The following is a 15,713-nucleotide window of genomic DNA, read 5'->3' on the forward strand; positions in this document are numbered from 1 at the left end:
TTAGGATCTTAATTTGGTAAATATTGTTTTTTTTTTGAAAAATCAGTCTCGAACTGACACCCAAAAATCATTTTCCCGATTCAAAGCAGCCCAAATCAGGGCTTTTTCCTTTAAACGGTTGTCCAATATTTATTCCGGCATCAATCAAATTACTTGATGGATTAAGCCTTAAAAAAGGGGTTTCAGGAAGACTTCCATCAGCTTGTCTGGGGGCGGTTAAAAAAGCTTCGTCCAGGCTTAAAAAATCTGTAACGCCAATCGTTAAACCAAGATCAAAATAATTGTTTTTTAAAGTACAGGCCGACTTATTTATATTCACCAATTCTGCACCTGTGGCACCATATCCCAGATTGTTAGTCAATGCATGATCCCAACCCTGGGTGTCTTCAAGATACTCGACTGGTTTTATAGCTTTTCTATTCAGCATATCGTAGTTTGCCCTGTTTTTATACGCCGTATTATTGTACCAATTACTCCCGTTTAAATGATGGTTGGAATAAAAGCCGCCTTGCTTATTTCCCACCGCCAGACAAAACTGAATGGTATTTCTGGGTATCGGATTAGGAAGATACTTCAGAGGGGTGCTGGCATAACCTCCGCATTTAAATCCATTGCCATCAGCACGTTTTTTAAAGTCGGGAGTATAACCATTATAAAAAGCCCAGCAATGATCAATTAAAACAGGCTCGGCAGAATTGATCAAATCAAAACCATCATCGCTGTTGAACCAGGCACGACATCCTCTAAAGACATTATTTTTATTCCCTGCAGGCGCATGACATCCAAAACCGTCCGTATTGCCGCCTTTTCCGTTTTCAGAAACCGAATCCCAATTTCTGTAAGCGTCACAATTTAAGATCAGGTTATTGGAGCCTCGTATAATATAAACACCTATCGCCATATTATCATGCATCTTTATTTGTTCCAGCGTATTATTGTTTCCCTGAATCTCAAAACATTCAGATTGGGTATGGCTTTTTATGGTTACCTGAACACCTGTGATTTCAATTCCTTTAACGGTAATATTATTTCCACTAATAAGAAATGCAATTACACGACGGTTTTCAGGCTTAATTTTCTCATAATTAAACACAGGCATTTCGTTTTTATAAGCCAAATAACTAATGCCATTCTTGTCAAGTTTGGTCACATACGCCCAAATATGATGGTATTGCGCTATTTGTTCCTCTTTAAGTTTATAAACACCTCCGCGGATATAAACAATATCTCCTGAACTGGCCAATTGCTGCGCCTTGTTAACTGTTGCAACGGGATGTTTTATGCTTCCGTTATTGGAATCGTTTCCATTTGGTGCAACATAATATTCAGCCGAAAAGCAAAAATGACAGCTTAGCAAAAAGACAAAAAGTAAAATTTTAGATTTCATGTAAATTCCGTTTTGGAGATTAATTTATTGCTTTTTTTAGGAGCAGAAATTTATGTAATATCTCAATTGTCAGTTCGAGCCTTTCGACAAAAAGCTCAGGACAGGCTAAAATCGAGTACCTTTAGGATCGCGGGCCTCTATTGCATCTTGACTCCGCTCGATGTGACAAAACAACCGATGTAATATTTAGTCCAAAAAATAACCCGAACTCATCATTAGACTTCTAATGTGAATCCGGGTTTAATAGGATACAATAAAAAACTTTTTATTTAAGAATTTCGATATAGTCTTTAAGTCCGCAATCTTTTATTTTTTTGAGACTTTCTGCAACAGCAAGTGCATTAAAAGCAGCTCCTTCAGCTCCGGTATGCGTGTGATCTTTTGGGAAAAATAGCTTCACTTTTTCTTTTCCTAAAGCTTCATATTTCAAGGCAACAATTTCATTCAGATCGATATAAAAAGCACCTTGGTTTTCAGCAGCTGTTTTAGACCATTTCCCATATGAATCGCTTCTGCGTTCCACCTTATCATTTGGCCATTCGTTTCTTGGCGTCTGACTTAAAACAATCGGAACAGCATCTTTTTCTTTACTTTCCTTGATGAATTTTTCCATGTACCAGCCAAAAGTATGAACGGTTTCGGTTAAGCTGTCACGAACAACCTGTTGTGTTTCATCTCCATTTCCTTTTAATGAACCTCTGAATTTTTCTTTGTCAACCGCTCCGGCATCGTTATGACCAAACTGAATCATTACAAAATCACCAGGTTTCAACTGATTTTTAACTTCATCCCACAATCCTTCTTTGGTATAAGTACGGGTGCTTCTTCCACCTCGTGCTTTATTGATAACTTCAATTCTGGTAGTATCGCAATATTGAGGAAATGCAACTCCCCAGCCCACAGCATTGGGGTTATTACCGTTGTTTGCCATCGTAGAATCACCAATTAAGTATACTTTTTTCTTGGAAGGAAGTACAATTTTCGGGTCTTTTAAAATATATTTTTTTAAAGAATTTTTGCTTGATTTCAATTCATTGATAATTAACGAAGCAGCTAAAATAGCACCTTTTGCTGATGGATGTGTATGATCTTTTTTATAGAAATATGTTCCGGTTACTTTTTGTTCGCCTAACTTTTCCATTTCAAAAGCCATTTTATCATTCAAATTGATAAAAGTTACTTTTTCCTTTTCAGCAATTTGTTTGGCCCACAATCCATATGATTTGTCGTTGCGCGGTACTTTTCCTTCCTTCCAGTCATTTCTTGGAATAGGGGAACAAATAATCGGAATTGCGCCTTTAGATTTCGCTTCCTGAACCACTTTCTGAATGTACCAGCCGTAACTGTGAACGATTTCATGCTTTTTGGTCAGGATGTTATCAATTTCCTGAGTTTCATTTCCAATTCCTTTAATTGTTCCTCTGGCACGAAGACTGTCGTTTAATGGGCCATCATCATTATGCCCAAACTGAATCAGGACATAATCACCTTTTTTAAGCTTTTTATAAACGGCTTGCCACAATCCTTTATTCTGAAAAGTTCTGCTGCTGGTTCCGCCCAAAGCGTGATTTTCGATATTGACTTTTGTCGTATCCAAAAACTGTCCAATATAATCTCCCCAACCCCAAAGTCCTCCGGATCCGTCGCCTCTGCCATTTTTTACGGTGGAATCACCTACGGTATAAACAGTAGGTTTATTGTTTTGTTTTGAGGTAAAATTGAAAAATAATAGACCTAAAAACAGTATTGTGATTATTTTAATTGATTTCATATTAATTGTGAATTGTAAATTGTGAATTGTGTAATTCAGTACAGTTTGTCATTGTGAGGAACGAAGAATCTCCGTAAGTATCTCTACAAAGATTGACAATCGTTATGGATAATTGCCGCTAAGATTCTTCGTTCCTCAGAATGACACAACTATGAACATATATTACAAACAAAGAGAGAAACCTGAAACCTGAAACAAAGAAAGCCTGAAACAAATTTTTATTTCCTAAAATCAAACCATAAAGTCATTTTGATTCCGTCATCGCCGCTTTTAATACGAATGTTGGTTGGCTGGCTTTCAGGTCCCTGATGTTCTAAGGGTTTAAAATCTCTCATGGCCGGAATTTCATACATAAAAGAAATATCTCCTTCGGGAAATGTCGGTTGAGGATAACTTCCTGCAAAACCATTTTTAGGCAAATCAGGTGTAAACAACCTCAAAAATAAATTATCAGACTCGCTGAAAACTTTAAACGATGATGCGCCTGCTTTTAAGTTAGCGCCCAATAAATTCGCATGATACCCTTTAAACTCAGGATACACCAGATTTTCAAAACTTTCTCCGGTTATAGTGGTGTTATAATCCTTCTCCCAAATACCGTAAGTAGTTCCTTTTAATCTGTTTTTCCAAACATGGTAAGGACCTTTTCCAAACCATTTTATTCCTGTAACTCCTTTTTCCGGAAAACTAAAAGTAACTCCCCACGAATTTATTTTATCTTCAAAAGCAGCGCCATCAAAACCGCCATTGTTTTCTGAATTTTTCAACGCAATGATTTCCATTTTAAATCGGCCATCCGGTTCCATAATCCATTTGATAGATGATAAACCGCCCAGATACAAAACTTTACAGATAGCTTTGTCACCTTCCTGTGAAACCTGAACGTCTTTTAGCTTGGCTTTCATTCCAATCGGACGAGGACCATTTGTTAACGGAATAGTAGATGTTCCGTTTTTTACAGAAGTGATTTCTCCTGTCAAAGCATCCAAAGTTACCGTTACATCACTTCCTTTTAAAGTAATTTCATTACCATTTTTTGTTGCTGAAGCTTTTGCTTTTGTATTTTGAACTGCTAAGAATTTTTCAGCATAATATTTTGCTTTGTGAATAGGCCAAGTCCAGGTATAAATCTCTTTATTGAACTGATCGTAAGCCGAGATGGATAAAATATCACCTTCGGCAAAAGTAGTAGGAACAGAGAATTGTATTTTTCGTGTTTCTCCCGGATCAATACTCGGAATCTCGATTTTACCTGAACTTATTTCTTTTGAAGTTCCATTTGAATACAGCACATTTTTATCAGATTGTAATACTTTAAATTCCATTTTGCAGGAATTCAGATTACTGAAAAGATAATCATTGGTAATTAAAAACGATCCGTCAAAAGTAGAAGTGACCTGCTTCGGCTGAAACTGAATAGGCGCCCAAACTTCTTTTACGGTGTAATAACTGCCTTCTTTTTCACGGTGTGGACCTAAGATTCCGTCCGCCGCCAATGAACCTTTTGAGTCGAATTTCGCATCTCCCGTCCAATCAGAACGAAATACGGCCTCGTCTAACATCGCCCACATAAATCCCCCTGCAAAAAGCGGACTTTGTTTGTAGCGTGTCCAGAAATCTTCCAGAGCGGCTCCGTGTCCGTTGTCGTAAGTTCCGTGCATGAATTCTGTTGGAAAGAATACATTTTCTCCGGCATTAAAACGATGCATTCCGGTTAAATAGGTTGGATAATGATGTGTATCCCAGCCATTAAAATCGGACCAAGGATGAATAACAATTCTTTTTTGAGGATCTAGATTGGCAAAAACTTTGTCGGTTTCATAATTCCAGCCTCCTTCATTTCCATTGTCCCAAATAATAACCGATGCATGATTGACATCACGTGTGATCATTTCAGTTGCTAATTTTGTCCCGGTTTCGGTATCATACGAGTTTTGCCAGCCTGCTAATTCATTCAGGACAAAAAGTCCTAAAGAGTCACAAACGTCAAGAAAGTGTTCGTCAGGAGGATAATGTCCGCGAACGGCATTCATGTTCATGTCTTTCAATAACTTCACATCCAAATCACTGATTCTCTTGCTGGTACTTCGACCGCCTTCAGGCCAGAAGGAGTGACGGTTGATACCCTTCATGATGATTTTAGTACCATTTACATAAATTCCGTCTTGTTTTTTGAATTCTAAAGTTCTGAAACCAATTCGCTTATCGTATTTATGAATGATGTTTCCGTTTTGCTTTAAAACAAGTTCCAAATCATATAAATTCGGACTTTCCGGATTCCACGGTTTGATGTTTTTCCATTGTGCTGCAATGGATTCTTTAGTGCTTTTTGCCTTAATCGGGAAAGTAAAAGTTTGAAGATTTTCTCCGCTTAAGGTTTTAAGTGTAGCTTCTAAAGTGGTGTTTTTAGAAATGTTTTTAAGATTCAGATCTACAGTAATCGAACCGTCCATTTTCGGATTTACGGCAATATGCTGAATATTGGTTTTAGGAGAAACCTCCAGCCAAACCGGACGATAAATTCCGCCAAACAGCCACCAATCGGCTCTTCTTTCGGCTGCGTTTACCGATTTATTGGCAGAATGTTTCCAAACATGCACTTCTAAAGTATTTTTAGAACCAAATTTCAACAGCGTAGAAATATCATATTTAAATTCATAAAAGCCACCCTGATGAATAGGTCCCGCCAGTTTTCCGTTGATTTTTACTTCTGTATCCGTCATGGCGGCGCCAAAAGCAATCAGAACTTCCTTATCTTTGTAATCGGCAGGAACTTCAAATTCGTATTTGTATAAACCTTCTTCTTTGCTCGGTTCTTTTTGGTTTAATTCCTTATACCATCTTCCATAAGTATACTCTCCAAAACCTTCCAATTCCCATTGCGAGGGAACGTTTATTTTGGACCATTTTTGACTGTTATTGCCTCCGGTACAATAAAAATCCCATTGTACAGGATGCTCAAAATCTTTTCCGGAAAGGTAGACTTTATCAGTTTGCTGTGCTGCGCTATTTTGGCAGTAGAATAATGAAACGGCAGTAATAGCAAAGTTTTGGATGGTGTTTTTTAGTAACATAAAAGGTTATTTCTATAATGGTTAGTTGCCATCTGGTTTAGTAATTTCAAAACGATCACTCATTGGAAGTGTCCATTTCAAAAAGGAATTAGGTTTCTTTGGATTGTAGTTTGGAACTTCTTTTTGAATTTGTTTTTTTAATGGAATGTCCAATTCGCGAATTCCTTTAAGAACACAAAGCGCAATTTCGTTTGCCCCAAAACTATTAAAATGCGTGTTATCTTCCAAAGCTTTTACCTGCCCCGGAAAAGTATTGGCAGGATATTGCACAAAAGCTTTTCTGGAAGGTTCATCGCCCCAGGTTTCATATAATTCGGTTGTCATTTTGGTAACATCAATAAAGGGAACATTGTTTTTTTGAGCCACAGTTCGCATCGCAGCAGGAAAATCACCATGGGTTTCTTTTAGAGTGCCATTTTCATTAAAAGCACGGCGTTGTGTAGGCGTTACCAAAACCGCATTTGCTCCTTTATCTCTGGTAGCTTGTACAAATTCAGCCAAAAGAGCAGAGTAAGAACCCCAGGCACCGTTTCCTTCACCTTTTATTTTTTCGTCATTATGCGCAAACTCCACAAACAGATAATCTCCTTTTTTAATTAGTGAAAGAATCTTTTTTAAACGATTTCCACCTTTAAAAGAACTAAGTGCTGAACCGGAAACCGCATAATTGGCAATGACAACGCTATCGTCAAAATAGTTCGTGATAAATTGTCCCCACGAAGCCCAAGGCTCCACATCCTGATCGGTAACAGTTGAATCTCCTGCTAAATAAACCACAGTTAAATTATCTTTTGGAGTGATTTTTATGCTTTGAATAGTAACATCGCCTAAAAATTCCAATGTAAGTTTGTCATCCCAGTCAAAAATATCTTTTTCGCGGTCTTTAAGTGAAATATTCAGGTTCTCATCAATTTTTGGAGTTCTGACATTAATATTGAAAATTTTTGTAACAGATTTTCCCTTTTTGATGGAAAGCTGATCCAGCATTAATCTTCGGGATTCTGCTTTTATCGTAATATTCGATTGTTTTTCTGCACTTCCCATAACCACTTCAACCTGATAATTTCCTTCGGGCAGTTTTACTGAAAAGTAAGTTGGTTTACTGGCAGAAAATGTATTCGAATTGATTTTTACATTGGAAGCTGAATTAAAATCAAAACCATAACCTGTAGCAGAATTATAACTTAATGAAGAATTTATTAATGTTCCTTTTTTGTTTTTTGAAGTATTTCCAAAATAAAATAGTTGAGTTTCAGTATTGTTTTTTACTGTATCCTGATCATTAATTTTAGCTAATGAATTATTGTGATTGCTTAAATAGGTATTAAAATTTAAAGCAAATAAATTTACCTGTATCGCAAAACAAAAAATAATACAAAGGGAAGTTTTAATTTCTATCAAGTTTTTTTATTTTAAATTATACAGAATCAAAACTAACGGTTCCTTTTTTATATAGCATCCTGTACTATGATGTTAAAAGATTGAAAGAATATAAATTATGATATTGCAAAAATCAGGTAGGTGCAGGATGCTATACCGTAAAAAAACAAAGAAATTGCGTCTAAATTATCAAAATAAATAAGTATGGATTTCATTAATACCTGCTTTCTGATTGCCTAAATTTATGAAAACCAAAAAATATATTATTCAGATCCTTATTGGCTTATTGTTATGTCCTATTTTAATTATCGGGCAGGAAAAACTAGCTAAGCGTAAAATACATTATGCTCCTGAAGACAATAGTTTTGTTTTAAAAAATGGTACCCGAAAATTCAACCGTGCACTTTATGGTTCTAATACAGGCTTTAGGGTTGAAACCGGAGATTTGCCGGAGTTCGCCATGTACATGCCTGGAATGGGAGGGAACTTTAAATTAGGTTTGGTAAATGGTAAAGAGAGCAAATGGATCACCGAGGCTTCAAAAATTGATACAAAATATGTGTTGGGAACAATGCAATACGAAATTCAGGACCCTATTTTAGGGAGTGGAAAGCTAATTGTGCATGTTGTTGCCTTAAAAGAAAAAGAAGGTTTTATTGTAAAAGTATCGGGCGAAAATATATCCAAAAAAGTAAATTTAGTCTGGGTTTATGGAGGAGCAACAGGTAAAAAATTCAGTCGTGACGGCGATATTGGCGCAGATCCGGAATCGGTATTTTATTTGCAGCCTGAATATTGCCTGAATAATAAGTACACTTTAAAAAAGCAATCTTTTTTGTTGGAATATGGCTCTGAAAGCAATAAACAGAAAACGGGTAACAACAAAAGTCTTGTGGGGTATTTTCCAGGATCAGATATAAAACTTGCCAATCCAAAACAGCAAAAAAAACCATTGGAATTATATAGTTCTAATCCGGAAACTTTGACACTCATTACAGGAAAAAATACTATTTCAAAAAATGAATTGTACTGGCTTTTTTCAAGTGAGGATTTAAAAGCTGATGTTTCGCAGAAAGGATTATCGCAATTGTATAACAAATCGGTTCAGGAAACACATATTTTGGCAAATAGAGTTAAAGTTACAACTCCAGATCCTTATATTAATACCTTGGGTTCCGCACTTTCCATTGCGGCTGATGGAATTTGGGAAAGTCCTGCTTATCTTCATGGGGCAATTGCATGGAGAATGCACCTGAATGCCTGGCGCGGTGCATATACAGCTGATCCGTTGGGGTGGCATTATCGTGCCAAAACGCATTTTACAAGTTACAGCAATTCGCAGGTTACCACTCCGGAAAGCGGCCCAATTGTTTTGGATACGGTTCGCAATTTTGCCCGTCAGAAAGAAGTTTTGGGGACATCGATGTTCAGCAGTGGTTACATCAGCCGAAATCCGAATAAGAATACAGTTGCGCATCATTATGATATGAATCTGGTTTTTTTCGACCAGATGTTACGCCATTTTAAATGGACGGGAGATACTTCATTTATGAACGAAATGTGGCCAACAATTCAAAGACATTTGAATTGGGAAAAAAGAAATTTCGATCCGGACAATGACGGACTTTATGATGCCTATGCCTCAATATGGGCAAGTGATGCCTTGCAATACAGTGGAGGCGGTGTGATTCATTCTTCGGCATATAATTATTATGCGAATAAAATTGTCGCTGAAACCGCTAAAAAAATCAATAAGGATGAACTTCAATTTACCAAAGAAGCAGATAAAATCTTAAAAGCTTCGAAAGATCATCTTTGGATTCCGAAAAAAGGAATTTTTGCCGAATATAAAGACGCTCTCGGAAACCGATTATTGCACGATGTTCCGGGAATCTGGAGTATCTATCATACCATCGATTCAGAATTGTCGAATCCGTTTGAAAGTTATCAGATGCTTTCTTATGTGAATAATCAGATTCCACATATCCCGATTTCAGCAGAAGGATTGGATAAGAAAGACTTATATATGATAAGCACGACCAATTGGCAGCCTTATACCTGGTCAATTAATAATGTGGCTTTGGCAGAACAGTTACACACATCATTGGCTTTTTGGCAGGGCGGACAAACGGAAAAAGCATACACCATGTGGGAAAGTGCTTTAATTGAAAGTATGTATTTGGGCGCTTCACCTGGAGGGTTTGAACAGCTAATGTATCAGGATGCTATTCGTGGAGAATTGTATCGTGACTTTGCGGACCCAATCGGAATGGCTTCAAGAACACTGGTAGAAGGACTATTCGGAATTCAGCCGGATGCTTTGGCGGGAGTTTTAACCATTAAGCCTGGCTTTCCTTCAAAATGGAATGATGCAGCTTTGGATATTCCAGACGTTAAAATTGATTTTAAAAGAGAAAATAAAACAGATTCTTATCAAATCGAAAATCGTTTTGGAACAAAAATGAACCTGAAATTGGTTGTAAATGCTCCTTATGATCGGGTAGAAAATGTTATTGTGAATGGTAAAACTGTTGAATGGAAAGCAATTCCGGAAAGTATCGGAAATCCAAAAATTGCAATTGAAGTTTCTTATGCAGCTAATTTTGATGTAAAAATCAACTGGAAAGGAGATCTTTTAGAAGAAGTACAGTCAGATTTACCTTCAACTGCCGGAGAATCTGTTTCTCTAATAACATCTAAAGCTGAAATTGCTTCAGTTTATGATCCTCAATCTATTCTGAGTGAAATTTCAAAAACGAATAAATCATATGTGGCAATTGTTTACGGAAGTAATCATAAAACCTTTTTTGTTCAGTTGAAACAAGGGGATTTAATGTGGTGGAAACCTATCGAAATGGATTTGAAACCTAAAATCGAATCCCAAATTATTGAGTCAAAAGATAATAGTGTAGAAATTTCGTTACAGAATAATTCGGAAAGTAAAATTGAAGGAACTGTAGTTTTTGATGCTTCTGCAAAAGAAAATCAACAAAAGATTGTTTTAGGCGCAAATCAAAAAGAAACCGTTGTAATTCCGTTTCAGAAATTAGTTCCCGGCACTAATAATTTTTCAATCAAAACAGATTCAAATACTATAAAAAAAATCGCTTTTACGAATTGGGATATTCCATTTGATGCTTCGAAAAAAACAGAAACAGTTTCGCTTTCTTCCTATTTTAATTCGAAGGTAACCGCTGTTTTCAATCAAAAATATTTATCTCCAAGGCCGCAAACGGTGACTTTACAGCTTCCAACAAACGGAATAGGGAATTGGTGTTATCCGAATGTATCTGTAAATATTGATGATTCAGGATTGCGTGAAAAAGCTAAATCAACAGGAGAAATTGCAACTCCATTTGGTTTTTCTTTTAAAACACCTTCTGATGAAAATCAGAAAAATATCATTTTTACATCACAGTGGGATAATTTCCCAAAAAGCGTTAGTATTCCTTTAAACGGAAAAGCTTCGCACATTTATTTTATGTTGGCCGGAACTACAAATCCGATGCAAAGCCGTATTGTAAATGGTGAAATCGAGGTCAATTATACTGATGGAACTTCCGAGATTCTGCAATTGAAAAATCCCGAAAACTGGTGGCCAATTGAGCAGGATTATTTTGTAGATGGACTCGCGTTTACTACTGATGCACCAAAACCGCCAAGAGTATATTTGAAATCAGGTGAAATTTCAAGAACGTTTAAAGACTTAACGACTATAAAAGGTTTTTCTAATTTTGGAATTGACGGTGGAGCGGCAACTATTTTGGATTTGCCTTTAGATAAAAACAAAACATTAAAAAGCCTTACTTTAAAAACGATTGCCAATGATGTGGTAATTGGTTTGATGAGTGCGACTCTAATAAGATAATTTGACAATTAGAAAATTAGTCAATTCTGAAACTGAAACTATCAAAAAATATAAATTAATATCAGATGAAAAAATATCAATTACTTGTTGCATTTGTGTTTTCTATTTCGCTTTCGGCACAGCAAAAAATAGATAGGAAAGCATTGGTAACAAGACATAATGTTCAGATTACTGCAATAGATACTTTAGCTTCTTTAAGTGTTGGAAATGGCACTTTTGCTTTTACAGTTGATGCAACCGGATTGCAAAGTTTTCCTGAAAAATACCAAAACGGAATTCCGCTCGGAACGCAATCGGAATGGGGTTGGGACAGTTATAAAAATACGGAGAATTACAAGTTCTCTGAAACTTTGAGAGACGTAGATCAGTATGGCCGTAACATTTCGTATTCAACGCAAATTAAAGAACCTGCACGAAAAAAAGAAGCAGTCGAATGGTTTCGTCAGAACCCGCATTTATTGCAATTGGGAAATATAGGTTTTGAAATCACCAAAAAAGATGGCAGTTTGGTAAAGCCGGAAGATATTAAAGCTATTAATCAAAAGCTGGATTTATGGACAGGAAAAATTGAGAGTTATTTTGAGGTAGAAGGTACTTCCGTGAAAGTGATAACGGCTTGCGATCAGACAAAAGATGCTGTAGGCATTAAAGTAGAATCGGATTTAATTCAGCAAGGGCGTCTGAAAATTCGTGTCCGAATCCCTTTTCCAACAGGTCTATGGGGTGATATGGGTACGAAATGGGAAGAAAAACAGGATGTGGATATTTCAAAAGTTGCTATTGCGGGAACTGAGATGGGGAAAAAATGGGGAGGAAAACAAGATTATAAAAGCAATCTGAAAATCAAAAATAAATCGGAAGCTACCATTACACACGTAATGGACAGCATTTCGTATGATATTAATCTGAAATGGAAAGGCACTGCATCGATTAAAGAAAAAGCAAAACATTATTTTGTTGTAGAACCTTCAAAAAGCAATACAATCGAATTGAGTTGTTCGTTCATCCAAACAGATAAAAACAAAGCTGTAAACCCTTCTTTTGAAGCAATTGAAAAAAGCAGTATCACTGGTTGGGAATCCTTTTGGAAAAGCGGAGCAGCGGTTGATTTTTCAGGCAGTACAGATAAACGTGCACATGAATTGGAACGACGTGTGATTCTTTCGCAGTACCTTACGAAATTACAATGTACCGGAAAAGTTCCGCCACAAGAAACCGGTTTAACCTACAATAGCTGGTTCGGGAAACCACATTTAGAAATGCATTGGTGGCACGGCGTACATTTTGCACTTTGGGACAGGCCTGAATTACTGGAAAAAAGCCTTCCGTGGTATCAGACAGTTTTTGAAAAGGCTAAAAATATAGCGAAAAGACAAGGTTTTGAAGGTGCAAGATGGCAAAAAATGACAGATTATGATGGTAATGAAAGCCCGTCTTCTGTGGGAGCATTCCTGATTTGGCAGCAACCACATTTTATTACTTTTGCTGATTTGATTTATCAGGCAAAACCAACAACAGCTACTTTAAATTTATACAGCGAGCGTGTTTTTGCAACGGCAGATTTTATGGCTTCATTTGCTAATTATGACAGTAAAAACAATCGTTATGTTTTAGGACCTGGCGTAATTCCGGCACAGGAAAGATTCAAAGCCATCGAAACTTTTAATCCAACGTATGAACTGGCATATTGGAACTGGGCTTTGAAAACAGCTATTAGCTGGAAGAAAAAATTAAACCAAAAAGTACCTGAAAAATGGGAAGATGTTTTGAAAAAACTATCGCCATTGCCAATTGCAAAAGATGTTTATCTGGCAACAGAAAGTAGTACAGACTCCTACACGAATTCGGAATTCAAAACAGATCACCCATCTGTTTTAGGAACTTACGGAATGCTTCCGGAAACGTCTCTTTTGGATAAAAAAATTATGAAAAATACGTTTGACTTGGTTTGGAATACCTGGTCATGGGACAAAACCTGGGGATGGGATTTTCCTATGACAGCGATGTCTGCAGCACGTTTGCAAATGCCGGAAAAAGCTGTTGATGCCCTTTTTATGAATGTGGTAACGAATACTTATTTGAAAAACGGTCATAATTACCAATCGCCAAGACTTACACTTTATCTTCCGGGTAATGGAGGTTTATTGACAGCTGTTGCAATGATGTGTGCAGGCTGGGAAGGAAATACAATTGAAAACCCTGGGTTTCCTAAAGACGGGACATGGAAAGTGAGAAGCGAAGGATTTAAGAAGATGTTTTAAAGTTGAGTTAATAGTGAATAGTAAATAGTAATTATTGAATAGCAAAAAAAGTGCGTTGAATTACAATAATAAATAATACAATTTATGAGTAAGTCTTTTAAAAGAAATAGAATTTTATTTTCACTGTTACTTTTGTCATGTACAATTTTTGCACAAAGGCAAATGGAAAATTTAGACCGTGGCGTTATTGCGATTAAAAATAATAGTCAGTTTTTTATCAGCTGGCGGGTTTTAGGAACTGATGCTGATGATCTGGCCTTTAATTTATATCGAAAAAGCGGTTCTAAAAAAGCAGTCAAATTAAACGATAAACCCATTACCGGAGCGACTAATTTTCAGGATACAAAAGCTGATGCTAAAGAAGAAAATACCTGGTCTATAAAAACGGTTTTGAAAGGAAAAGAAAAAGAAGAAAAAGGAAGTTTTACTGTTCCGGCTTCAAGTCCTGACAAGGATTATTTGTCAATTGTGATAAAGCCGGTTGAAGGTTATATTCCAAATGATCTCTCAACGGGGGATTTAGATGGGGACGGAAGATACGATCTGGTGGTACATATGACCGGAAAAGGGCATGATAATTCACATACTGGAATTACGGATCCACCAATATTTCAGGCCTATACTTTAAATGGTAAATTTTTATGGCAGATTAGTTTAGGAAAGAATATCCGCGAAGGAGCTCATTACACACAATTTATGGTATATGATCTGGATGGAGATGGCATTGCGGAATTGGTTTGTAAAACGGCCGATGGTACAACGGATAGTCAGGGTAATGTAGTAGGAGATGCTTCTAAAGACTGGGTTGACCGGGATCCTAATTCAGGAACATTTGGGAAAATTTTAAAAGGTCCTGAATATCTTTCTGTTTTTAACGGAAAAACAGGAAAGCTGGTTACAACAGTTAACTACATTGCAGAAAGAGGTGATCTTGCCGGATGGGGAGGACATGGAGGCAGTGGAGGCAACGATACCAAAGGAAACAGAATTGATCGTTTTACAGCCTGTGTAGCCTATCTGGATGGGATTCATCCAAGTGTGGTAATGTGTCGTGGTTATTATGGAAGAACCGTTTTGGCTGCATGGGATTTTAAAAATAACAAACTTACATCAAGATGGGTTTTTGATAGTAAAGATGCCGAAAATCCGTATTCGGGAATGGGAAATCACGGACTATCTGTAGCTGATGTCGACAATGACGGAAAAGATGAAATTATTTACGGTTCCATGTGTGTGGATAATAATGGTACAGGTTTATATACCACAGGTTTCAGACATGGAGATGCGTTACATGTTACAGATCTGGATCCTGAAATTCCAGGATTAGAAGTTTTTGGAATTCATGAAATTGAAAATAACACAACAGGTCCGGGTGTAACACTGTTTTCTGCAGCTGACGGGAAAGTTCTGTTCACGGATTCTCTTAATAAAGATGTTGGAAGAGGTGTGGCCGATAATATAGATCCAGCCAGAAAAGGCGCACAATGTTGGTGGTCTGATTCACCTTTTTTATATGACATCAAAGGAAATAAAATAGGGGATGCTCCTAAATCAATCAATTTTTTGATTTATTGGGATGGCGACACTTCAAGAGAACTCCTAAATTCAAATTATATTGACAAATATGCTAAGGGAAGATTGTTTACCGCAACGGGAGCTGTTTCAAACAATGGAACAAAATCAACTCCGGCACTTTCTGCAGATATTTTGGGAGACTGGAGAGAAGAATTGATTCTAAGATCTGAGGATAATAGAGAATTAAGAATTTATTCGACTACAATTCCAACAGATGTAAGACAATATACACTGATGCACGATCCTCAATATCGCCTGAGTATTGCCTGGCAAAATGTAGGTTACAACCAGCCGCCGCATACCGGTTTTTATTTTGGAAGTGGTATGGAGCCAGCGCCAAAGCCTAATATTGTTTTGGTTCCTTTAAAGTAAAAAAGCATTAAAAGTAAGTAAGTTT

Annotated in this window: 7 protein-coding genes; 3 read left to right on the top strand and 4 right to left on the bottom strand. The window is 36.9% G+C overall.

The window, feature by feature from the left end; genetic code table 11:
• Positions 1 to 67: 67 nt before the first annotated feature.
• From ACEN92_RS03060 to ACEN92_RS03075, 4 genes are all read right to left on the bottom strand, one after another.
• Complete coding sequence (locus ACEN92_RS03060; RefSeq protein ID WP_495640899.1) at positions 68 to 1,387, bottom strand: right-handed parallel beta-helix repeat-containing protein; 1,320 nt, start codon at positions 1,385 to 1,387, stop codon at positions 68 to 70.
• 265 nt (positions 1,388 to 1,652) lie between these two features.
• Positions 1,653 to 3,158 carry a rhamnogalacturonan acetylesterase gene (locus ACEN92_RS03065; protein WP_495640900.1) on the bottom strand — a complete coding sequence of 502 codons (1,506 nt, stop codon included), beginning with the start codon at positions 3,156 to 3,158 and terminating at the stop codon, positions 1,653 to 1,655.
• A 218-nt stretch (positions 3,159 to 3,376) separates the two neighbouring features.
• Positions 3,377 to 6,232, bottom strand: a complete 2,856-nt coding sequence (locus tag ACEN92_RS03070) for a glycoside hydrolase family 2 protein (protein ID WP_495640901.1) — start codon at positions 6,230 to 6,232, stop codon at positions 3,377 to 3,379.
• A 21-nt stretch (positions 6,233 to 6,253) separates the two neighbouring features.
• Positions 6,254 to 7,633, bottom strand: a complete 1,380-nt coding sequence (locus ACEN92_RS03075; protein WP_495640902.1) for a rhamnogalacturonan acetylesterase — start codon at positions 7,631 to 7,633, stop codon at positions 6,254 to 6,256.
• A gap of 223 nt (positions 7,634 to 7,856) precedes the next feature.
• Between ACEN92_RS03075 and ACEN92_RS03080 the strand changes: the two genes are divergently transcribed.
• The 3 genes from ACEN92_RS03080 to ACEN92_RS03090 all read left to right on the top strand — a co-directional run bounded on the left by ACEN92_RS03080 (position 7,857) and on the right by ACEN92_RS03090 (position 15,688).
• On the top strand, positions 7,857 to 11,480 hold the full coding sequence (locus ACEN92_RS03080) for a DUF4450 domain-containing protein (protein WP_495640903.1): 3,624 nt from the start codon (positions 7,857 to 7,859) through the stop codon (positions 11,478 to 11,480).
• Between the two features lie 65 nt (positions 11,481 to 11,545).
• Positions 11,546 to 13,741, top strand: a complete 2,196-nt coding sequence (locus ACEN92_RS03085) for a hypothetical protein (RefSeq protein WP_495640904.1) — start codon at positions 11,546 to 11,548, stop codon at positions 13,739 to 13,741.
• A gap of 162 nt (positions 13,742 to 13,903) precedes the next feature.
• A complete protein-coding gene (locus ACEN92_RS03090) occupies positions 13,904 to 15,688 on the top strand; it encodes a rhamnogalacturonan lyase (RefSeq protein ID WP_495640905.1) in 1,785 nt (594 codons plus the stop codon).
• Positions 15,689 to 15,713: the final 25 nt, after the last annotated feature.

Source organism: Flavobacterium sp. Flavsp81 (assembly GCF_059491325.1).